Annotated in this window: 24 protein-coding genes; 9 read left to right on the plus strand and 15 right to left on the minus strand. The window is 63.7% G+C overall.

Going from position 1 to position 21585, the window contains the following annotated elements; genetic code table 11:
* Positions 1-12: 12 nt before the first annotated feature.
* The 6 genes from OF385_RS15475 to OF385_RS15500 are packed head-to-tail and all read right to left on the minus strand — an operon-like array spanning position 13 to position 6074.
* A complete protein-coding gene (locus OF385_RS15475) occupies positions 13-969 on the minus strand; it encodes an aldo/keto reductase (RefSeq protein ID WP_264276192.1) in 957 nt (318 codons plus the stop codon).
* A 32-nt stretch (positions 970-1001) separates the two neighbouring features.
* A complete protein-coding gene (locus OF385_RS15480) occupies positions 1002-1826 on the minus strand; it encodes an ATP-binding cassette domain-containing protein (RefSeq protein WP_264276193.1) in 825 nt (274 codons plus the stop codon).
* A complete protein-coding gene (locus tag OF385_RS15485) occupies positions 1823-2662 on the minus strand; it encodes an ABC transporter ATP-binding protein (RefSeq protein WP_264276194.1) in 840 nt (279 codons plus the stop codon). The genes OF385_RS15480 and OF385_RS15485 overlap by 4 nt, the downstream gene beginning before the upstream one ends.
* Positions 2662-3588 carry an ABC transporter permease gene (locus OF385_RS15490; protein ID WP_264276195.1) on the minus strand — a complete coding sequence of 309 codons (927 nt, stop codon included), beginning with the start codon at positions 3586-3588 and terminating at the stop codon, positions 2662-2664. Before OF385_RS15490 ends, OF385_RS15485 begins: the two co-directional genes overlap by 1 nt.
* Positions 3585-4520, minus strand: coding sequence for an ABC transporter permease (locus OF385_RS15495; RefSeq protein WP_264276196.1), 936 nt, complete (start codon positions 4518-4520; stop codon positions 3585-3587). Before OF385_RS15495 ends, OF385_RS15490 begins: the two co-directional genes overlap by 4 nt.
* Positions 4521-4523: 3 nt before the next feature.
* Positions 4524-6074, minus strand: coding sequence for an ABC transporter substrate-binding protein (locus OF385_RS15500; protein WP_264276197.1), 1551 nt, complete (start codon positions 6072-6074; stop codon positions 4524-4526).
* A gap of 229 nt (positions 6075-6303) precedes the next feature.
* On the opposite strand from OF385_RS15500, the gene pdxA reads away from it, so the two are divergent.
* Together pdxA and OF385_RS15510 are read left to right on the plus strand one after the other, a co-directional pair.
* A complete protein-coding gene (gene pdxA, locus OF385_RS15505; protein WP_319019153.1) occupies positions 6304-8559 on the plus strand; it encodes a 4-hydroxythreonine-4-phosphate dehydrogenase PdxA in 2256 nt (751 codons plus the stop codon).
* Between the two features lie 68 nt (positions 8560-8627).
* Positions 8628-9395, plus strand: coding sequence for a DeoR/GlpR family DNA-binding transcription regulator (locus OF385_RS15510; protein WP_264276198.1), 768 nt, complete (start codon positions 8628-8630; stop codon positions 9393-9395).
* A gap of 113 nt (positions 9396-9508) precedes the next feature.
* Here the strand turns inward: OF385_RS15510 and OF385_RS15515 are convergent, their stop codons facing one another.
* The 6 genes from OF385_RS15515 to OF385_RS15540 all read right to left on the minus strand — a co-directional run bounded on the left by OF385_RS15515 (position 9509) and on the right by OF385_RS15540 (position 12070).
* Entirely contained in the window at positions 9509-9769 is a 261-nt protein-coding gene (locus OF385_RS15515; protein ID WP_264276199.1) for a GlsB/YeaQ/YmgE family stress response membrane protein, read from the minus strand.
* 74 nt (positions 9770-9843) lie between these two features.
* Positions 9844-10428: a hypothetical protein gene (locus OF385_RS15520; RefSeq protein ID WP_264276200.1), complete on the minus strand. Its 585-nt coding sequence runs from the start codon at positions 10426-10428 to the stop codon at positions 9844-9846.
* Positions 10429-10431: 3 nt separating this feature from the next.
* Complete coding sequence (locus OF385_RS15525) at positions 10432-10983, minus strand: DUF6286 domain-containing protein (RefSeq protein ID WP_264276201.1); 552 nt, start codon at positions 10981-10983, stop codon at positions 10432-10434.
* Positions 10980-11351 carry an alkaline shock response membrane anchor protein AmaP gene (locus tag OF385_RS15530; RefSeq protein ID WP_264277953.1) on the minus strand — a complete coding sequence of 124 codons (372 nt, stop codon included), beginning with the start codon at positions 11349-11351 and terminating at the stop codon, positions 10980-10982. Before OF385_RS15530 ends, OF385_RS15525 begins: the two co-directional genes overlap by 4 nt.
* Before the next feature lie 5 nt (positions 11352-11356).
* Entirely contained in the window at positions 11357-11533 is a 177-nt protein-coding gene (locus OF385_RS15535; RefSeq protein WP_264276202.1) for a hypothetical protein, read from the minus strand.
* Positions 11534-11557: 24 nt separating this feature from the next.
* Complete coding sequence (locus tag OF385_RS15540) at positions 11558-12070, minus strand: Asp23/Gls24 family envelope stress response protein (RefSeq protein ID WP_264276203.1); 513 nt, start codon at positions 12068-12070, stop codon at positions 11558-11560.
* A gap of 117 nt (positions 12071-12187) precedes the next feature.
* On the opposite strand from OF385_RS15540, the gene OF385_RS15545 reads away from it, so the two are divergent.
* Both OF385_RS15545 and OF385_RS15550 read left to right on the plus strand, forming a co-directional pair.
* Entirely contained in the window at positions 12188-12730 is a 543-nt protein-coding gene (locus OF385_RS15545) for an RNA polymerase sigma factor (RefSeq protein WP_264276204.1), read from the plus strand.
* On the plus strand, positions 12727-13302 hold the full coding sequence (locus OF385_RS15550) for a hypothetical protein (protein WP_264276205.1): 576 nt from the start codon (positions 12727-12729) through the stop codon (positions 13300-13302). The genes OF385_RS15545 and OF385_RS15550 overlap by 4 nt, the downstream gene beginning before the upstream one ends.
* 173 nt (positions 13303-13475) lie before the next feature.
* Here the strand turns inward: OF385_RS15550 and OF385_RS15555 are convergent, their stop codons facing one another.
* The 3 genes from OF385_RS15555 to OF385_RS15565 form a co-directional block, all read right to left on the minus strand.
* Positions 13476-13763, minus strand: a complete 288-nt coding sequence (locus OF385_RS15555) for a DUF1269 domain-containing protein (protein WP_264276206.1) — start codon at positions 13761-13763, stop codon at positions 13476-13478.
* A gap of 657 nt (positions 13764-14420) precedes the next feature.
* Positions 14421-14849: a DUF389 domain-containing protein gene (locus OF385_RS15560; RefSeq protein ID WP_264276207.1), complete on the minus strand. Its 429-nt coding sequence runs from the start codon at positions 14847-14849 to the stop codon at positions 14421-14423.
* Positions 14850-15235: 386 nt separating this feature from the next.
* Positions 15236-15811 carry a GNAT family N-acetyltransferase gene (locus tag OF385_RS15565; RefSeq protein ID WP_264276208.1) on the minus strand — a complete coding sequence of 192 codons (576 nt, stop codon included), beginning with the start codon at positions 15809-15811 and terminating at the stop codon, positions 15236-15238.
* 65 nt (positions 15812-15876) lie between these two features.
* Between OF385_RS15565 and OF385_RS15570 the strand changes: the two genes are divergently transcribed.
* The 5 genes from OF385_RS15570 to OF385_RS15590 are packed head-to-tail and all read left to right on the plus strand — an operon-like array spanning position 15877 to position 21482.
* A complete protein-coding gene (locus tag OF385_RS15570; RefSeq protein ID WP_264276209.1) occupies positions 15877-16512 on the plus strand; it encodes a TetR/AcrR family transcriptional regulator in 636 nt (211 codons plus the stop codon).
* A 3-nt stretch (positions 16513-16515) separates the two neighbouring features.
* The gene (locus OF385_RS15575; RefSeq protein WP_264276210.1) at positions 16516-18120 is read left to right on the plus strand and encodes a carboxyl transferase domain-containing protein; all 1605 of its coding nucleotides are present in this window, start codon (positions 16516-16518) and stop codon (positions 18118-18120) included.
* A 14-nt stretch (positions 18121-18134) separates the two neighbouring features.
* The gene (locus OF385_RS15580) at positions 18135-20171 is read left to right on the plus strand and encodes a biotin carboxylase N-terminal domain-containing protein (RefSeq protein ID WP_264276211.1); all 2037 of its coding nucleotides are present in this window, start codon (positions 18135-18137) and stop codon (positions 20169-20171) included.
* Positions 20168-20674, plus strand: a complete 507-nt coding sequence (locus OF385_RS15585; RefSeq protein ID WP_264276212.1) for a MaoC family dehydratase — start codon at positions 20168-20170, stop codon at positions 20672-20674. The genes OF385_RS15580 and OF385_RS15585 overlap by 4 nt, the downstream gene beginning before the upstream one ends.
* Positions 20667-21482, plus strand: a complete 816-nt coding sequence (locus OF385_RS15590; RefSeq protein WP_264276213.1) for an HpcH/HpaI aldolase/citrate lyase family protein — start codon at positions 20667-20669, stop codon at positions 21480-21482. The genes OF385_RS15585 and OF385_RS15590 overlap by 8 nt, the downstream gene beginning before the upstream one ends.
* Positions 21483-21585 lie beyond the last annotated feature (103 nt).

The following is a 21585-nucleotide window of genomic DNA, read 5'->3' on the forward strand; positions in this document are numbered from 1 at the left end:
ATCTCTTTCTGGTTAGCGGTTGTAGGCGGGCATCGGGCCGTGCAGCGAGGCGGTGGCAGCGGCGGCCGCCTCGGCCAGTCCTTGCTCCAGCGGCCCCCTGTTGATGGCGGCAATGTTGGATTCGAGCTGGCTGGCCTTGGACCCGCCAAGCAGCAGCGCGTCGACTCCCTGATGGTAGGCCAGCCAGCGCAAGGACAGCTCGATCAGCGTGATGCCAGCCTCGTTGGCCAAGGTGCTCAGCGCTTCGATGCCCTTGAACAGCTCTTCGTCCCAGTAGCGTTCGGTGTACATGCTAGCCAGCCGGGAGCTGCCGAAGCGACCTTCTGCCGGTTGCTGTCCGAAGCTGTGGCGCCCGGTGAGCAGGCCGCCGCCCAAGGGGTTGTACACCATGGTCTGCACGCCATTGGCTTGGGCAAAGGGCAGGTATTCGGTTTCGATGCGCCGTGCCACCAGGTTGTACAGCTGCTGGGCTACCACGGGCTTCGGCGCGCCGACGGCCTCGGCGATGTGGCTGGCCTGGGCCACCTGCCAGGCGGCGAAGTTGGAGACGCCCAGGGACAGGATCTTGCCTTCCTGGTGCAGCTTGGCTACTTCGCCCAGCGTGTCCTCCAATGAGGTGGAGTAGTCCGGCTGGTGCAGGTAGAACAGGTCCAAGCGGTCCGTCTTCAACCGGCGCAGCGACGCCTCAACGCTTCGGCGCACGGCTGCCGGCGAGAGCAGCGCGTCATCCCCGGCATCAGCGTGCGGCATGCCCGCCTTGGAAGCCAGGAACACCGAATCACGCTTGCCTTCCAATAAGGTGGCCAGCAGTTCTTCGGTGGCACCGGCCACATAGGCATTGGCCGTGTCGATATGGGTGATTCCCGCATCGAGTGCCGCATTCAGCATGGCCTCGCTGGCTTGGGCATCCGCGGTATCCCCGAAGGTCATGGTGCCCAGGACTAATTCGGCTGGCTTCTTCTGGTTCATTCTCTTCTATTCCTTGCTCGTCGTGTGCGTTGCTAGCTGGTGAGCCCAGCCAGAACATGGCGCGGTTTCACGCCGTCCATCACGCTGGGGTCCAGGGCTGCTCGGCGCAGTGTGCGCGTGTATTCTTCCACCGGCGTGGTCAGCACCTGTTCGGTGGTGCCGAATTCGACCAGTTTCCCGCGTTGCATCACCATCACCTGCCGACTGATTTCCTGCACCACACCGAGGTTGTGGGTGATGAAGACGTAGGAGATGCCGGTATCGGCCTGGATTTCGGCGAGCAGCTTGAGCACCTGGGCCTGCACCGAGACGTCCAAGGCGCTGGTGGCTTCGTCACAGACCAGCAGTTCGGGTTTCGAGGCCAGCGCCCGGGCGATGCCGATGCGTTGGCGCTGGCCCCCGGAGAATTCATTGGCGCGCTTGTGCAGCGCGCTCTCGGGCAACCCGACCCGGTCCAGCAGCCGCTTGGCTTCCCGGGTGCGTTCGCGCGGTGTTCCCTCCTTGTGGATCCGCAGTGGCTCGGTGATGATCTGCTCGGCGCTATGGCTGGGATCCAGGGAACCGTAGGGGTCCTGGAAGACCATCTGGAACTTGCGCCGCAGGGGACGGAGCTGCTTTTCATTCAGCGACACCAAATCGGTGCCGTCAAGCAGGATCTGCCCCCGGGCGGGCTTGATCAGCCGCATGATGGACTTGGCGATGGTCGACTTGCCGCAGCCTGATTCGCCCACGACGGCCAGGGTCTGGCCACGCTGCACGTCGAAGGACACATCATCGACGGCGCGGAACAGGCCATCACGGGTGGGGTATTCAACGGTCAGGTTCCTGACCGAGAGGAACGGTGCTTGCTGGTTCATGATGCTCCCTTGGATGCCAACGATGTTTCGTCCCACTCCCCGAGCCGCGGCACGGCCGCAAGCAGTGTGCGGGTGTATTCTTCGGCCGGCGCGTCAACGATTTGCGCTGCCGCGCCGGACTCGACGAACTGGCCGGACTTCATCACATGAATAGTGTCGGAAACCAGCCGTGCGACGCCAATGTCGTGCGTAATCATCAGTACCGAAATCCCTCGGCGCTGCTGCAGTTCCAGCAGCAGATCCAGGATTCCCGCCTGGACTGTGACGTCCAAGGCGCTGGTGGGTTCGTCCGCGACCAGCAGTTCCGGCTCGCTGGCCAGCGCGATGGCAATGAGCACCCGCTGCAGCATGCCACCGGAGAGCTGGTGCGGGAACTTCTTCAGCTGCTCTTCCACCCGGGGGATGCGCACCTGCTCCAGTAGCTGAACGGCCTTGCTGTGCATCTGCTGCTTGCCGGTGATGCGCCCGGCCACCTTGATCGCTTCGCGCAGCTGCGAGCCGATGGTTGCCACCGGGTTCAGTGCGGTCATCGGATCCTGCGGGATCAGCGCCAGGCCGCGGCCGCGGAACTTGGTGATGGCTTTCGGGTTGGACAGGATGTCCTCGCCCTTGATGGCTACCTGTCCGGAGAGCGCCGCCAAGCCTGGGGGCAACAGCTGCAGCAGGCCCATGGCGGTGGTGGATTTGCCGGAACCGGATTCACCGATGATGGTCACGGTTTCTCCGTGGCCAATGCGGAAGCTGACGTTGTTGACCGCCTTGAACACGCCGTTGTCGGTCATGAGTTCAACGCTGAAGTTCTTCACTTCCAGCACTGCGGTGTTCTGTTCGCTCATCACTTGCCTTCCTTCCTTGGGGTGCGCCGCAGGTTGCCGTCGCGCAGGGCGTCACCGAGCAGGTTGACCCCGACCACGAGAACCACAATGAATAGGCCCGGCAGGGTCACCATCCACCATGAGGTGGTGATGTAGTCCTGGCCATCGGAGATCAGCCTGCCCCAGGTGGAGAAGGGACGCTGCGGTCCGGCGCCAAGGAAGGACAGGGCGCTTTCCAGCAGCACTGCCTGCGCCAGCAGGAGCAGGATGACCAGGCTGGCTTGCTTGAAGACGTTGGGGATCACGTGCTGGGCCAGGATGTGCAGCTTGGGCAGGCCCAGGGTCCTGGCCGCATCCACGTAGGGCTTTTCGCGTTCCACCAGCACCAGCGAACGGGTCAGGCGCGCCACTTCGGGCCACTGGGCAATGGCGATCACGCCGGTGATCACGGGAATCGAGGGGCCGAAGAGGGCCACGACCAGCAGCAGCATCATCAGCAGCGGCAACGACAGCTGGGCTTCAAGCAGGCGGGAGATGATCACATCGGCCCATTTGCCGTAGAAGCCGGCAATGGATCCGAGGATCACGCCCACCGCACCGGAGACGACCACGGCGAGCACGCCGATCATCAGCGAGGTCTGTCCTCCGAACAGCACGCGGGAAAGCAGGTCGCGTCCCAATTGGTCGGTGCCGAACAGGTGCCCGTCAACCAGCGGAGCCAGGCGCCGCGCGCCCAGGTCCTGCATATTCGGGTCCGCGATGGGCAGCAGGTTGGCCAGGGCGATGGGCACGACCACCAGCAGTGTCAGGATGGTGCCCAACCAGAGCTTGATGCGCGTTGAGCGGGCTCGCCGGGCCGCCGATGACTTCCTGGCCAGCTCCTTGGTGACCGCCGAACGGCGGACCGGCTCCGGGGCTTGGGTGGGGTTCTGGATGGTGGTGCTCATGCCGAAGCTGCCTTTCCGAGGCGGACCCGTGGGTCCAGCAGTGGGTAGGCCAGGTCGATCAGCAGCTGGACGGCAACGGCCAGCAGGGCGGTGATCAGCACGGTGGCCTGGATCAGGGGGTAATCGCGCGTTTCCAGCGCGCGGACAATCAGCGAACCGACGCCGGGCCAGCCGAAGACCACTTCGACAACCACCACGCCGTTGAGCATCGCCGCGAACCGGGTGCCCAGTGCGGTGAAGACCGGGATCCCCGCGTTGCCCAGTGCGTAGCGCCAGGTCAGCGTGCGTTCACTGACACCGCGGGAGCGGGCGATGGTGAGATACGGGGCGTTGAAGTTGGTGACCATCTCGCGTTTGACCATGCGTGAGACCAAGGCGATCTGCAAGATGGCGACAGTGATGGTCGGCAGGACCAGGCCACCCCAGGTGGTGAAGCCGGAGGCCGGGAACAGCGGGATGATCACGGAGAATCCGGTCAGCAGCATGATGCCGGTCCAGAAGTCGGGCATGGACTGCCCGGCGATGGTCAACACGTTCACGCCCAGTTCAGCATCGGTATCCGCACGACGGGCCATCCACATGCCCAGCGGGATCGCGACCAGCGCTGCCAGCAGGATGGAGCTGGTGGCCAGGGTCAGGGTGTAGGGCAGGCGGTCCATGACCACCTGCACCGCCGGGGCCTGGAAGGAATAGGACTGGCCGAGGTGGCCGGTGAACAGCTGGCCGAGGAAAATCACGTACTGCTGCAATAGCGGCTTGTCCAAGCCGAACTGCTCACGCACAGCAGCCAGTTGCTCATTGGTGGCCAGCGGGCCGGCGAAGGAGGCCGCCGGGTCGCCCGGCGCCATGCGGATGAGCAGGAAGACGACGGAGACGGTGAGGAATACCGTCAGCAGTCCCTGACCGATACGCTTGGGTAGATAGGTCAACACAGCTCAGCTCTCCAATCCAACACGAGCCAGCGGATAGGCGTTGGCGGCGGATAGTTCCAGGTTTTGCACGCGGTTGCGGCGGGCAAGAATTGATTTGGGGGTGAAGGCCCAGGCGCAGGGCCAGGTGTCCCAGACGGCTTTCTGAGCTTCTTCCAGGTAGGCGGTGCGCTTGGCTTCGTCGACTTCGGAGGCGGCGCGCACGATCTTGCGTTCGACGCTGGGAATGACGTAGCCCTGGTAGGTGTCGCGGGTCTTTTCCTTTTCCGCGGTCCCGGCGTACATGCCCTGCAGCATCGTGATGGCCAGGCCGGTGGGGCTGGAGAAGCCGTTGCCGAGCAGGTCCCAATCCCCCTCCTTGCCCTGGCGCCACTGCAGGATGTTGCCACCGGGCTCGAATTGCTGCAGCTCGGTGGTCACGCCGATGTCGCCCAGCATCTGCACCAGGGCTTCCATGATGGCGGTATCCGAAGGGAATTCGCCGGTCTCCCAAATGATCTTGAGCTTCAGGTTCTCCACCCCCAGGTCCGAGAGCATCGACTTGGCCTTGCCCGGATCGTAGATGTAGTCGCCGGTCTTGGCGAACCCGGACAGGCTGGTCGCGGTGACCCCCTGGGCTTGCTCCACGGTGTCGATCAGCACATCGTGCACCAGGGACTTGCCGTCCACGGCGAAGGAGAGGGCCTGGCGCACCTTGGCATCGGAGAGCGGGTGGGACTTCGGTTTGCGGAAGTTGTAGAAAATCTGGTTCAAGCGCAGCGAGGAGGCGGTTTCAATGCTGACTCCCGGAAGGCCCTGGAGCTGCTCCATGGAGTTCGGCGAGATGGAGTCGATGACATCGACCTCGCCACTGCGCAGCGCAATCACGCGGGAGGATTCTTCTGGCAGGAAGCGCACGTTGACCTGGCGAATCGGCGCAGGTTCGCCCCAATAGTTCTCGTTTTTCACCAGGGTGTAGGTTCCAGCTCCGCGGTCGTAGGACTGCACGAGATAGGGTCCGGTGCCCACGCCGGTCTGCAATTCCTCGGCCTTGTTGTCTTCGGCGGGCGAGATCAGGATCAGTGCCATCAGGGCATCCAGGATGGGAATCGGCCCCTTGGAATCCAGGTGGAACGTGCGGGCATCGACTTCGGTGACCATGGGGAACTCCGGGAAGAAGCTGGCGACGAAGGAGCCTTGCACCTTGGAGTACATTTCCAGGGCGGTGGCAACGTCCTTCGGCTTGACTGCGCGCCCGTCCGAGTAGGTGATGCCCTCGCGCAGCTTGACGGTCCAGCGCGTCGGCGAGGTCATTTCCATGGATTCGGCGAGCATGGGAATCGGCGCGATGTCCGGTCCGATGGCGGTCAGCCCCTCGCGCACCGACCGCTGGACCGTCACCGCGGCATCAAACTGGTTGAGCTTGTTATCCAGCGATACCAGAGAACGGTTCAGGGCCAGGGTCAGCGTATCCTTGCCCGGCAACCCGGTGGGCCCTGCGCACGCGGTGGCGCTGACTCCCACTGCAGCAAAGATCCCGGCGGCGCCGGCCAGCTTGAGCAGCTGGCGTCGCGACATCCCAGGAGCTGAGAATCTTGCGGTCATCTTCGACCTCCCAATCGACTTTTCTGGAGCGCTTCGCCCCAGGTGATTCAAGGGCCATACACTCTCCGTGGTGTGTAACTCATGTCACTTTGTCACGATTGCGCGAAATGCGCAATAGGCATAGCGCATTTCGCGCAACTATGTCATGATGACTCCAGAAGCACACGGAGTCCCGGGACAGCCCGGGACGAGACCCAAGGAGGTGACAAGCACCCAAATGACCAATAACCACGCGGATTTCCTGATTCTCGCCGACGATTTCTCCGGCGCTTGCGAAGTGTCCTTGCCGTGGAGCGAGCACGGATTTTCGACCCGGATTTCCCTTGACGACGACGGCGCCACTTCGCAGAACACGCACCAGGCGATTGTCATCGATACCAACAGCCGCTATCTCGAACCGGCCGACGCGTACCATCGCATCCAGGCCCTCTGCCACGCTCAGCCGGCCGGGACCACCATCTTCAAGAAGATCGATTCCCTCTGGCGCGGCAACCTCAACGCAGAACTCGCGGCCCTGGCCCGCCAGGGGCACACGCTGATTATTGCCGGTGCACTGCCGCACTTGAACCGCACCGTGGCCAATGGACGCCCGCTGATCAATGGCCAACCGCTCTCGTCCACCGACGCCTGGCAGGTCGAGGCGGCCCAAGCCCCCGAAACAATCGCCGAACTGCTCAGCGACCTGGAAGCAACCAGCATCCCGAGCCCCGCCACCCTGGGCCCGGTCGAGAATTTCGCGCAGCGGCTCGCCCTGGCGGCCAGCACCCATTCCGCCGTCATCGTGGACTGCGCCACCGAAGCCGACCTGCAGGCCATCGCAGCAACCTGGCTGGAGCTGCGGGCGGAGAACACGCCGGCATTCCAGCACAGCATCCTGGTAGGCACCGGCGCCTTGAACGCTGCGCTGGCTGGCACGCTGGCAGCAACGGGCGCAGGCACCGCTGGGGGCCGGGTGCCAGGCCAGGCAGAGATCGATGCAGGTCCTCGCCACATCCTCGGCGTGGTTGGCTCGGCCTCCGGACCGGCCGGAGAGCAGCTCGGGATTGCCGGCAAAGCCGGGATTCCCTGCGGCGAAACCGCGCACGAGCTGCCAAGCCCCGCGCCCGGAGAGCCGGTGATCCTGCACGCAACGCGCACCAGGACCGAACCTGCGGCAGCACTGGCCGAACTCCGGTCGCAGGCGGCCGAATTCCTGCTGGCGCACCCGGACGCAGACCTCTTCCTGACCGGTGGCGAAACCGCCCGGGCCGTGCTCGATGACCTCGGCATCAGGTCGCTCACCCCGCTGAAGCAGCTGGAACCCGGTGTGGTCATCTGCCGCACCGCCCACGGCCGGCTGGTCGGGAGCAAACCCGGCTCCTTCGGCAGCCCCCGCATACTCACCCACGCATTAGCCACCCTGCGCACATTACGCGCCCCTCTCTCACAGGAGCCAGAATCCATGAGCACTACCACCCTAGATACCCGCCCATTCATTGCCGTAACCATGGGAGACGGATCCGGTGTCGGCCCGGAGGTCACCGTCGGCGCCCTGGTTGATGCCAACGCCTACGAGATCAGCCGCCCGATTGTCATTGGCGATTGCCACCGCCTGGCCCTGGGCGCCAAGGCACTGGGCCTGGATGTCGAGATCGTGGAAATCACCGAGGTCTCCCAGGCCGAATTCACCCCAGGGCGCATCAATGTCATCGACCCCCATCTGCTGTCCGACGATCTTGAATGGGGCAAGGTTTCGGCAGAAGCCGGCAACGCCGCCTACCACTACATCCGCATTGCCTGCGAGCTGGGCATGCGCGGTGAGGTCCAGGGCATCTGCACCGCGCCGCTGAACAAGGCCGCCCTGCATGAAGCCGGCCACATCTACCCGGGGCACACCGAATTGCTCGCCCACTTCATGGGCATTGAAGAAGTATCGATGATGCTCTCCACCCCCAAGGTCAAGGTCATCCACGTGACCACCCATATCGGCCTGATCGATGCGATCAAGAAAATCGAGCCGGGCCTGGTCGAGCGCACCGTCCGCCGCGGCCATGAGGCCTTGGTCCGCGCCGGCAATCCGAATCCGAAGATCGGTGTCTGCGCCATCAACCCCCATGCCGGGGAAAACGGCCTCTTTGGCTACGGCGAGGAGGAGAAGAAGATCATTCCCGCGCTGCAGCAGCTGCAGGCCGACGGCATCAACGCCATTGGCCCCCTGCCGGCCGACACCGCATTCTTCCTGGCAGGACGCGGCGACTACGATCTGATTGTGGCCATGTACCATGACCAGGGCCACGGCCCGGTGAAGGTCCTGGGCATCGAGGCCGGCGTGAACATCACCGTGGGCCTGCCCGTCATCCGCACCTCCGTGGACCACGGCACGGCCTTCGATATTGCCGGCAAGGGCATCGTGGAAGTAGGCAGCATGATCGAGGCCCTGCAGCAGTCGGTGAACCTGGCGTCGATCCCGGTTAAGTAAACGAATGGTTCCATTCTCGATACACTCGGCGTAGTAGCTTCACCGATCCAGGAAGGGAAAGGGGCTCCATGTCAACCAGCGCCAAGGTACGCCAAGGGCAAATCCTCGAGCTGGCCCATACCAGCGGGTTGGCCAGCGTCGAGGAACTTTCCGAACGTTTCGGTGTCACCGCTTCGACGATCCGCCGGGATCTCTCCCGGTTGACCGAAGAAGGCAAGATCGCCCGCACCTACGGTGGCGCCATGCCGCTGACCGCGCCGGTGATCGAGTCCACCTTCCGGCAGCGCAACCTCCAGAACGCGGACGCGAAGAATGCCATCGGGCGCAAGGCGCGCGCAATGGTGGCCGAGGGGCAAACCATCCTGCTTGATTCGGGATCAACCATCGCGTCCCTGGCCCATGAACTGCGCGACGCCAGCGATCTGACCGTGGCCACCACTTCGCTGGTGGTGGTGGAGGAACTGGCCGAAGCCGAGTCGGTGCACGTTGAATGCCTCGGGGGAACCCTGCGCCATCGCAGTGCGGCGTTCGTTGGCCCGCTGGCCGAGTACAGCTTGGAACGCATGAGTTTCGACTCCGTCTTCCTTGGTGCCGATGCGGTCACGCCGGACGCCATCTGCGAGGCCGACCTGGTGCAAACCCGCCTCAAGGAGAAAATGGCGTCACGGGCGCAGCGCGTCTTCGTGCTTGCCGATAGCACCAAGCTCAACCAGCATCCCTTCCACGCATGGGCCAAACTGCCCGAAGGCTGGACGCTGATCACCGATGCGCAGGCCAGTACCGGCCAACTCGCGCCTTTCAGGGAAGCCAGCGTCGAGGTCATCGTCGCGGGCTGATCCCGGGACCCATCACCCGCGCCGCTGAAGGCACCGCCCAGCTGGAACATGCGAGCATTCCAGAACACGCAGCAGCGGGCGGGATCCGAGGATCCCGCCCGCTGCTTGAAGTCCTAGTGGCGCTTTCCGGTCACCCAGCCCCAGACGATCAATACGAGCAGCGCACCTCCAATGGCCAGCAGCCAGGTAGACAGCGACCAGAACTGGCTCACGCCGACACCGAAAATTGCCGACCCGATCAGGCCTCCGAGCAGCGCGCCGACGATGCCCAGCAGGAGCGTCGCCAGCCAGCCGCCGCCCTGCTTCCCGGGCTTGATGGCCTTGGCGATCGCTCCAGCGATGAGGCCGAGGATGATCCAGCCGATAATTCCCATTTGTTCTTGCTTTCCCGGTGTTACGGCACGCTCAGCGTGCCGCTAGTAATTTGCTCTTGCTCTCCCAGGACGGCTCAGATGAGCACGGCCTTTTGCGGATCCTGTTTTTCCGGCTTCTGGAAACTGAAGGAAACATGCTTGCTGGCGAAGGGCACGCCCAGCACCATTTCGATGTCCGGGATGACGCGCCCGTTGACCAGGTCGATGCCGCGATTCGCCGGAGCGTCGGCACGCAAGGTGAACCGTGCATACAACACAGGTTCGCTGGCGTTGCCACCGATCTGGACATTCGCATCCACGATTTCCGGTTGCGTTTGCGCGGCAGTTTCCACAGCCTTGGCTATGACCGAAGTTTCGATTTCACTAACTCCCTCGGAGCTCGATGCGTACCTGAATTCATGCGCCGAGGGGCGGCGCGGAATGGCGGTGATCAGCACGGCCAACGAGAGCACCATGCCGAGCAGCCCCAGGGCCACTCCCATCGGCACCAGATACTTCTGGCCGATCGGCAGGCTGCTGCCAATCCGTGCTTGGGCCAGGCTGGCGCTCCCGCCCAGCCCCCACCAGACCGCGGCCAGCCCCAGGCAGCCGGCGGCCAGCAGCACCAGGCCGAGGACCGCCAGGATCAGTCGCTGGCGCACCACATGCGTTCTGAACATTTCCTAGTTCCCTCCTCGCCGCTGCACCGAGACCTTGATCTTGGGAGCGCGGCGCAATGGCAAGCCATCGATCACCCGCTGCACCCGGGCCTGCGCGTTATCCCGTACGCGCTGCACCGAGTGGGCAGGAGTCTGCACCCTCACGTGCACCAGGCCGGGGCTGGTTATCACGCTCGCCCGGGTCACCGAATCAGTTCGTTCAACCTCATGTCCCACCAAGGCTGATATTCCACGGCATGAGATCGCCTGTTCCGACCCGGCAGCGGGATCATCGCTGGTGAGCAGGATGCTCTGCCGGCGCCCCGGAAGGAGCGCACTGAACATCAGCAGCAGACCGAGCACCGCGAGGACCACCATGGCGATCACAGCCAGGGGGTCAGTGAAGTGCATGTTGCTGACCGTGCTGATGCCCTGCTCGGCGGCCCCGGGCCACTGGCCGGTGGCCAAGCGCAGGATGCAGGCTAGCGCCACGAGTGTGCTCGCAGTCAGCACCAAGGCAAAGCTCACCATCAAGGCCAGCGTCCGGGCACTGCGGACATGCCAGAACCTGTTCATCTCAGCCTCCTGTTTCCCGTTCCTTCTTCCGGCGCCGACATCCAGCTCACCCGGATATCGACTTGCACCTGCTCAACCCCGAGGAATTGGTGCAGGTCGGCGGCGACCATGTTCCGCACGTCTTCGCAGGCCTGCTGGACATTGCTCGGGTAGCTCAGGCCCAGGTCCAGGCCGATCACCACCGTTTGTCCCAGCACCTCGGCTTTGGCCTTGGGCCGGCGATCAAAATCCTTGTATTTCCCCAGCCCCAGGATTCCTCCGGCGGCCGCCCCGACCACCGGGACCTTGTAGGCGGCCTGGGCGGCGATCTTTGAGTAGACGGCCGTGTTCACCGTGGTGCGTCCACGGTTCAAGGACAGCTGTGCCATCTGCGTCACCGCCGGCGTTTGCTGAACACTTGGCCAAGATCAACCCTGTCCTGCAAGAGCCAGCCCACCGCGGCACCCACGATGGAAAAGAAGGCCACCACGATGAACTGGGTGAATGATCCGAAGGCAATCAGCAGACCGGCCAGGCAGCCTATCGCCAAACCCCACTTGACGTGCAACATGTTCTGCTCCTTAGATGCGGACCGTTATTTCAGGCCGTCGCGGGTTTCGGTGTCGTCGTCATCGTCCTCGGGCAGGTGCACGTCGGTGACATCGACGTTCACTTCGATCACTTCCAGCCCGGTGGCCCGCTCCACCTGGGTGACGATATTGGAACGGATCTCATCGGAAACCTCGACAATCGAGAATCCGTAGGCGACAACGATGGACACGTCGATGGCGGTCTGCTGCTCGCCCTTTTCGACGCTCACTCCCCCGGCGGTATTGGCTTGGGCGCCGGGAATGCGCTCGGCCAGCGAGTTGAAGGTGCGGCGTGCGGCATTGCCCATCGCATAGACGCCAGGCACTTCCCGGGTTGCGACGCTGGCAATTTTCTGGACGACGCGGTCCTCGATGGTCGTCTTGCCCAGCTCGGTATGCAGCGGGCCGCGCAATTCCGTGCTGGCCTGCTGCTCCGTTGCGGCTTTCGCCTTGGCCTGGCGCTCCAGCTCCTCGCCGGTTGGCTTGACGATTGGTCCTTGTGAATCGTGCTGTGACATGACTGCGTCTCCTCGTACTTTGAAGGGATCTCTTGTGTCTTACACTCATACAGACGAGATCTTGTTTGAAATCATCACACAATTTTAATGTGATATAGATCACTTAAGGAGAGTTGCTTGGATTCACCCCGGTTGACCGGCTTGGTGGGCCGCTCCCTGGAGGGCGATCCCGAGGCCTTTGGCGAGCTCGTGACTTTGCTGACCCCGGGACTGCGCCAATACTGCAAGACGTTCTTCAGCAGCTGGCACGATGCCGAGGATGCGACACAGGATGCCTGGATCCGCGCCTGGCAATCCTTGGGCTCGCTGCGCGACCGTTCGGTTTTCAAGACCTGGCTCTTCCGGCTGGCACGAAATATTTGCCTCGACCGCATTCGCCAACGTGCGAATGACCAGCAATCCGTGGATGATAGGGTGCTGGAGCAAACCCCCGTTCCCGACAGGGAGCTGCCCGAGAACCTGGCCCTGCAGCGCGGAGAGGTTGACGATGCCTGGGCCATCATCAATGGATTGCCATCGGCACTGCGCCAGACATTCGTGCTGATTGCGCTCCAAGGCATGAGCTACAAGGAAGCGGCTCTGGTCACCAACGTTTCAGAATCGACTGTGCGAGGACGCCTTGCACGGGCACGCAATGCAATCAGCGAGGCTGTGTCATGAATATTCTTCCCTGTGGGCGTTCCGCCGAAGACGTCGCACTCAAGCTGGATGAGCCAGCCGACGTGCATGAATTGCAGTGCCAGTGGTGCCATGCCGAACGCCAGCGGCTCAAGGATCAAAACAGCTTCATTACCCACCTGCTGGAATCCTCGACACCTCAGCATGAACCCCAAGCCGTTTCGGACAGCGTCCTGGGAAAAATCTCCCAATTGATTCCGCGTCAGAAGCTCTGGGACGTCCAAGATGCCTCAACGGGTGCACACACACGTCTGTCGTCATTGGACATCGTCAAGGCCATTCGGCGGGTTTTCGCCGAAGCAACCACGATTCAGCTGAACTACACCGAAATCAAGGCCACCGACACCGGAGCCCCGCATCGTCAATGGAACGTGCAATGCTGGATCAGCATGGCCGAGGAAACATCGGTGCCCGTGATCGAGAAGGAAGTCCTGGACCTGGTCCGGGAGGCCATCACCCCGCTGTTTGCCTGGAATGAGGTGGTGGTCGACCTGGTGGTCGAGGATCTGCACGGCCGACCCATCGAATCAGTGACCTTGCGGGAAGAAGGCTAGCCGGCACGCGGGCGCCGGCGGGCGGAACGGGCAGCCAGCCCTGAACGCCAAGCACCCCTGCGCCATGGCAGAAAAGTGCCATCCGCACTGCATGATCCATGCACTGCGGATGGCACTTTTCTTGACGCTTCGTAGCCAGCCGCGCAGGAAATCATGCGCGGCGTGCTGAGGGACTACTTCTCAGCCGGCGCTCCCTCTTCGAACTCCGAACGGAGCCACTCCTCTTCATCATGGCTCAAGTTCGTGTGGATCAATTCCACGTCGGTCCCCTTGAAGGCCTCGGCCACGCGGCCGGTGACGCCGCGGGAGGACAAGACGAATAGCGCGGAGGTGCCGGGAACGATCTTGTCGCGCGTTTCCTTGATGAAGGAGTCATCGATGCCCACGTCGCCCAGCGAACCATTGAGGGCACCGAGCGCTGCACCCATGGCCGCACCCAGCAGCGGGACGAAAAACAGCAAGCCGAAGAGGAAGCCCCAGAATGAGCCTCCTCCTCGGCTTCTTATCGTTCTATTCCCAGTACAGCACAGCGGCACCGTGGAAGCGAATATGCGCTTGTCGTTCATGGTCACGCAGGATGCATCGGGCATCCGGTGCGCCGGGTGCTGCGGGGTCTTCTACACAGAAAGTGCAGCCACTGAGGTGCTCCTTTGGAATTAATTGGGAATTACTTTAATCACGAATCTAGTCATCAACGGCTTGAGGTAAAGCAGTTTAGACAGAGACTTCCTTTCAATTAACAGGGAATTGAAAAATTCATCTGAAAAGGCCTCGATCTAATCGAAGAGCGCAACCTGATCACGTCAATTATTGGCGAACTACTACCACTAAATGCGGGCATAGCCATCGGTTCGGTCCCGATTATCGCAGCAGTCTTGATGTTATTTTCCGACGGCCGAAAACAACCAGCACGCTGTTCTTCTCCAGATGGGTAGCAGGGATCAACTTCTCGCACTTCTTTCCAGAGAGCAACAGCACCCCCACCGAATGGCCATAGTCTCCGGCATCCATCGTTAATCCGACAACGACTGAGGGCGGCACCCGCGAAATGGCGACGGCAACGACAGGAAGCGCGTCGGAGATGTCTATGCGGGCGACCGCGAAAGCGGAGACGAGGTCTATGAGCTTGTCGTGGCTGTGACATCCAGCGGGGTTACCAGCCCAATCAGGTACGCAATGCAGATGATTCCGATGGATCCGGCGGCCACGAGCGCTATGTTGTGGACAATCTGCTTGCGGTTCGCCAGGGTCAACGCCAGCGCTGTTCCAAGGATCGGGGTCATCAGCGGCGCCACGATCATGGCTCCGATGACGGTGGCCGTCGAGTCTGCCACGACTCCGGCGGTCGCGATAACGGCCGACAAGAACAGCAGCACGCAGAACGTTGAAAGGTTCTTGGCCGCCAGCCCCTCGGAGAGATACAGGCGCTCGCGCATCCGCTGCAGGCCCGCGGCATCGGTGGCATTCCAGATGGAGGCAAAGAAGGAATCGCGGGAGGCAGCGCGCGCATCACCGGGAAGGGAGTTCTCGCGGGGTTCACCAGTCATGATTCAGTAATACACTGTTCTGGCGGAAAATATTAGTCTTGTTTGCCGAGAATTAATGCTTTTGTCCGGGATGGACGCATGAATTCATTTAGCCAGGAATTGTTTACTACATTCCCAAAGCCAGCTTTGGTACTGTTCCGCCAACCCTGGACGGTGCCGCGGCTGCCAGAAACGCGGAGAATTAACAGAGGCATCACCGCAAGATATTCTGGAAGAATTTATCAACTAAGCGCCGTGATTTCGGTGTTCAACGACGACCCCAGCAGAAATCTTGACGCATTATCCTCGCTGCACCACCCTGCGGAAGCAGCGGATCTCTCCGCCTCCCGGATGCTGATGCTTGCTCCAGGCCTTACACCGCTGCCCGGCCCGCCACCGCATCGCCCTCAGGCCGGGACGCCGGAACGGTCCGTTTCACGCAGATAGCGCGTCATGTAGACGCTGTGAGGGTCTTCGGCATAGGCTCCGAACGGCCGGCAACGGGCGAAGCCGAATTTCCGGTACAGCGCTCGTGCCGGGGCGAAGAATTCCGCAGCCCCGGTCTCCAGCGACACGCGCTCAAGCTGGCGCCTCCCAGCGTCGTCGAGCACGTGGCGCAGCAGCCTCGACGCCACGCCGCGCCCTCGCAAGGCCGGATCGGTCCGCATGCTCTTGAGCTCCTCGTGCTCCGCAGCGACGTCGGCCAGGGCACAGGTACCGGCGATGCGCCCGTCGAGCATCGCGACCCACATCCTGATCCCCGGCCGCCGCAGTGCCTCGAGGGCCAGGGCGTGCTGGGATTCAACCGGAGACTGCGGTGCCATGTCGGCCAGGTGGGCCGCCAGGAATGCGCTCAGCGCGGGATCATCAAAATCTGCCCATCGGATATCAAGTTCCACGGATCGAACGCTAGCAAAGAATGATTTCGCGGACGTTAAACTCGCTTCCGCGGGGCCGGACCACCGCCTAGGTGTGATTGACAACACACCTCTTCTGGAGTTGGATGTGAATTATCAATCGATTGATTGGGAATCCGGGGGAACGATTCATGCAGCTCAGCGCAATCCAGCAGGTGGCCGTCACCTGCTTCGCCCAGCGCGGCTTCGCAGCCACCGGGATCCGCGAGCTTGCAGCCGCCGTGGGCCTGAACTCGGCAACCCTCTACCACTACGTCGGCGGCAAAGAGGAGCTTCTGGTCGGACTCATCGAAAACTGCTTGGATTCGATGATCGCAGGCGCCCAGCGGGCGCTGTCCACCAGCGCGGATCCGCTGCGCCAACTAGCGATGCTCGTGGCCTTCCACGTGGGCTTCACCGCCAGCAATCCGAAGACATCCCGGGTAGCCGATCACGAGATGCGCGCACTGGCACCGGAGAACGCAGCTCGCATGCAGGCCCTGCGCGATGCCTACGAACGGCTTTTCGCCAGGACCCTTGAAGCGGGCCAGGCGGCCGGGCAGCTCCACGCGGCGGATTTGGGCATCGCCCGCCTGGCCATCATGGAGATGGGCACCGGCACCTCGCACTGGTACCGGCCGACCGGGCGGCTGACCCTGCCCGAGGTCCAGCTGAACTTCGTCACCCTGGTGATGCGGATGCTCGGGGTCGCCGACGAGCATCCGCTGGATGCCGGCGAACTGCCGATCCCCCCGTCCCTTGCCAGCGAACCCGAACCTAAGGATTGACTAGTGAAGACGCTTTCTTCCCGCCCGGATCCCGCAGCATTCGAACGCAACGCCGCGGCCAACGCCCCGCTGCTGGCCGAGCTGCAGGAGCGCCTGGAGCGCGCGGCCCGCGGCGGTTCAGAAAAATCCCGCACCCGCCACGTTGAGCGCGGCAAGCTGCTTCCCCGCGAACGGGTCGACCAGCTGCTCGATGAAGGCTCGCCTTTCCTGGAGATCGCCCCGCTGGCTGCCGAAGACCTGTACGAGGATGCCAGCCCCGGCGCCGGAATCATTGCCGGCATCGGCCTGGTGCACGGCCGGCACGTGCTGGTCATCGCCAATGATGCCACCGTCAAGGGCGGAACGTATTTCCCCATGACCGTCAAGAAGCATCTGCGGGCGCAGGACATCGCCCTGGAGAACCAGCTGCCCTGCATCTACCTGGTCGACTCGGGCGGCGCGTTCCTGCCGATGCAGGACGAGGTCTTCCCGGGCCGCGACCACTTTGGCCGCATCTTCTACAACCAGGCACAGCTCTCCGCGCGCAAGATCCCGCAGCTGGCTGCGGTCCTGGGCTCGTGCACCGCGGGCGGCGCATACGTCCCGGCGATGAGCGACGAGACGGTGATCGTGCGCAACCAGGGCACCATCTTCCTGGGCGGCCCGCCGCTGGTCAAGGCGGCCATCGGCGAGGTCGTCACCGCGGAGGAGCTCGGCGGCGGCGACCTGCACGCCAGGACCTCGGGCGTAGCGGACCACCTGGCCGAAAGCGACGAGCATGCCCTGATGATCATCCGCGACATCGTCTCCACGCTGCCGCCGAACCCCGCCCCCGCGTGGCAGGTCGAACCCCAGGTGGCCGAACCGCTCTACCCGGGCAGCGAACTGGCCGGGATCGTTCCGGTCGACGTGAATGCCCCCTACGATGTGCACGAGGTCATCGCCCGGCTGGTGGACGGCAGCAGGTTCCACGAGTTCAAGGCCGAGTACGGCACCACCCTGGTCACCGGCTTCGCCCACCTCCATGGCCACCAGGTCGGGATCATCGCGAACAATGGGGTGCTGTTCTCCGAATCGGCGATGAAGGGGGCCCACTTCATCGAGCTTTGCGACCAGCGCGGCATCCCGCTGCTCTTCCTGCAGAACCTGGCAGGATTCATGGTGGGCCGGGACTACGAGGCCGACGGCATCGCCAAGCACGGCGCGAAAATGGTCACCGCGGTGGCCACCGCCCGGGTGCCGAAGCTGACCGTGATCATTGGCGGCTCCTTTGGCGCCGGCAACTATTCCATGTGCGGGCGCGCCTACGGCCCGCGATTCCTGTGGATGTGGCCGAATGCGCGCATTTCGGTCATGGGCGGAGCCCAAGCCTCCTCCGTGCTGGCCACGGTCAAGCGCGATGGCATTGAGGCCGCCGGCGGCACCTGGAGCGCCGAGGACGAGGAACGCTTCAAGACGCCGATCCGCGAGCAGTATGAGACCCAGGGCAGCCCGTACTATTCCACCGCCCGATTATGGGACGACGGAGTCATCGACCCTGCCGATACCCGCCGGGTGCTCGGATTGGCCCTGGAGGTCTGCGCCCGTACCCCACTGCCGGAGACCAGCTTCGGCCTGTTCCGGATGTAGGCGAGGAGATCACCATGAACACCCCACTCTTTGACACGGTCCTGGTGGCCAACCGCGGAGAAATCGCGGTGCGCATCATCCGCACCCTGCGCGCCCTGGGCATCAAATCGGTGGCCGTGTACTCCGATGCGGATGCCGGTGCCTTGCATGTCTCCCAGGCAGACACCGCCATCCGCCTCGGCGGAGCCCCAGCGGCCGACAGCTACCTGAATATCGAGGCGGTAATCACCGCCTGCCAGGCCAGTGGCGCCCAAGCGGTCCACCCGGGCTACGGCTTCCTCTCCGAGAATGTGGACTTCGCCCGTGCCCTGGAGGCTGCGGGGATCACCTTCATCGGCCCCCCGGTGCACGCCATCAACCTCATGGGCGACAAGATCCGCTCCAAGAACCACGTCCAGGCCCATCAGGTCCCCGTGGTTCCTGGCATCGCCGAACCCTCGCTCAGCGATGAGCAGCTGCTGGCCGCCGCGGCCGAGGTGGGCTACCCGCTGCTGATCAAGCCTTCGGCCGGTGGCGGCGGCAAGGGCATGTTCGCCGTGGACGCCGCCGAGCAGCTGCCCGAGGCGCTGGCCAGCGCCCGGCGCACCGCGCTGAAGGCTTTCGGCGATGACACGCTCTTCCTCGAGCGCCTGGTGCGCAACCCGCGGCATATCGAAGTGCAGGTCCTGGCCGACGCGCACGGTACCACGGTGCACCTGGGTGAACGCGAGTGCTCGCTGCAGCGGCGCCACCAGAAGGTCATCGAGGAGGCTCCCGCCCCGCTCTTCGAGCACCTGGAACGCGGTGCGCAGATCCGTGAGCGCATCGGTGCCGCCGCGGTGGCCGCCGCGCAATCGGTGGGTTATGTCGGTGCCGGAACCGTTGAATTCCTGGTCAGCGATGAGAACCCCGACGAATTCTTCTTCATGGAAATGAATACCCGGCTGCAGGTGGAGCACCCGGTCACCGAAGAAGTCGTGCGGGTGCGCGGGCAGAAGCTGGATCTGGTGGACTGGCAGGTGCGCATCGCCGCCGGCCAGCGGCTGGATTTCGCCCAGGATGATCTGACGCTGCACGGCCATGCCATCGAGGCCCGCCTGTATGCCGAAGACCCCTCGGCGAACTTCCTGCCCTCGGTGGGAAGGATCCTGGAGGTCAGGGAACCAGATGGCGTGCGAGTGGACAGCTCGCTGCGCAGCGGGCTGGAAATCAGCGCCCACTACGACCCGATGCTGGCCAAGCTGATCGCCTGGGCCCCGGATCGCGCCGGTGCCCTGGCACGGCTTGATCGCGCCCTCGAGCAGAACGTAGTGCTCGGGGTGCTGACCAATGGCGAGTACCTGCGCCTGCTGCTGGCCGAGGAGGATGTGGTGGCAGGAAGGCTGGATACCAACCTCATCGAACGCAAAATGGGCGAGTTCACCTTCCGCGCCCCTGGCCCACGTGAACTGGCTCTGGCCGCGCATCTCCACTGCCAGAGCCTTCCCGCCAGCCGCACGCCCTGGGGCGCGCGAGATGGGTGGCGGGCTGGGCAGCATCGGCCGATCACCCAGCATTTCGACGACGGCCGGCAGGTCGTGGAAACCACGTTGCTGCCCACCCCCGGGGGCAGCCTCGTCACGGTGTCCGGGGAGCAATTCCTCGTGAGAGCCGTGGATTCCGGTCTTGAAATCAACGCCGCGCGCAGCACCACGAAGCAGGCGCTGGCGGCCGATGGCACCTGGTGGTTCAGTGAATCCGGCTGGAGCGCCGCGGTGCGCAAGCTGCGCCGCGAAGAGGTCCTGGACCAACAGCTCGCCTCCCGGGCCCAGCAGTCAGGAGCCTACTGCCCTGATGTGCTCTCCCCGATGCCGGGAACCGTCATTTCGGTACAGGTCAGCGACGGCCAGCAGGTGGTGTCCGGGCAATTATTGGCCATCGTGGAAGCCATGAAGATGGAGCATCAACTTTTGGCACCGGCCGATGGAATCGTGCACCTGGCGGCGCTGACCCCGGGAGACACCGTCAAGGCCAAGCAGGTCATCGCCACCGTCGAAGCAGCAGATCCCGAAGCAGAGGAGCAACCGGCATGAGCGCACAACGGATCGAACAACGTGGACTGTACTTTGACGAGCTGGTGCTCGGTGCCACCTACGCCCACAAGCCCGGGCGCACGCTGAGCGAAGCGGATAACATCGCCTTCACCACGATGACCATGAACACTCAGGGGCTGCACCTAGATGCCGCGTGGGCCGCCACCCAGCCCTTCGGCAAGCCGCTGGTCAACTCGCTGCTGACCCTGAGCACGATGATCGGCCAGTCGGTGGCCCAGCTGACCGAAGGAACGATCATCGGGCAACTGGGAATCAACGACGTGCGCTTCCCGCATCCGATGTTCCACGGCGACACCCTGTACACCGAAACCGAGATCACCGCCTTGCGGCCCTCGAAGTCCAGGCCCGGGCAGGGGCTGGCCTCGATGGCTCACACCGGACGCAACCAGCACGGCCAGATCGTTGCCACGGCCACCCGCACCTGCCTGATGTGGACCCGACAGGCCCATGAGGCATCCAGGAAGGCGGCCGGGGATGAATGAGTTCATGATGGGCCCGGCCATCCTGTTCTGCCCGGGCGATCGGCCCGAGCGCTTCGCCAAGGCGGCCGACCGGGCCGACGCGGTGATCATCGACCTGGAAGATGCCGTCGCCCAAGACCAGAAAGAGGCCGCCCGCCGTGCCTTGCGCGAGAGCGAACTGCACCCCGCGCGCACGATCGTGCGCGTCAACCCGGTGGACTCCGTGCACTTCGCCGAGGACTTCAATGCGCTCAAGGGCACCACGTACTCCACCGTGATGCTGCCCAAGGCCCAATCCCCGGAAGACTGCGCCCAGCTGGCGGACTATTCGGTGGTGGCGCTGTGCGAAACAGCGGCCGGCGTCGCCAACGCGGCGCAAATTGCGGCGGCACCGAATGTGGTGGCCTTGATGTGGGGCGCCGAGGATCTGATTGCCTCGCTGGGCGGAACCTCATCACGCCATGGCGATGGAAGCTACCGGCAGGTGGCCCGCTTCGCCCGCTCCCACGTGCTGATCCACGCGGCCGCCCAGGGCAAGGCAGCCATTGATTCGGTCTATCTGGACATCCCGGATACCGACGGACTGTTCCTCGAAGCCCAGGACGCCAAGGCCTCCGGCTTCGCGGCCAAGGCATCAATCCACCCCAGCCAGATGCAGATCATCCGCCGCGCCTACGCACCGACCGCGGCAGAGGTGGAACTGGCCGAGCGCGTCCTGGATGAGGCCAAGCGCCATCCCGGCGTCTTCTCCCTGGACGGAAAGATGGTGGACGAACCGCTTCTGCGTCAAGCCCGTGCCACCTTGGCGCGCGCAGCGAAACTGGGGTAGCCCCGATCGCGAGTTCCTGCCTTGCTGGCATGGCGGCGATGAGTAAGCTGGTTGCACGCAACACCAATCATCAGCCCCTCGCACTGATGTTGATTTCTCCGAT

This window comes from Glutamicibacter sp. JL.03c, assembly GCF_025854375.1.
Lineage (GTDB): Bacteria > Actinomycetota > Actinomycetes > Actinomycetales > Micrococcaceae > Glutamicibacter.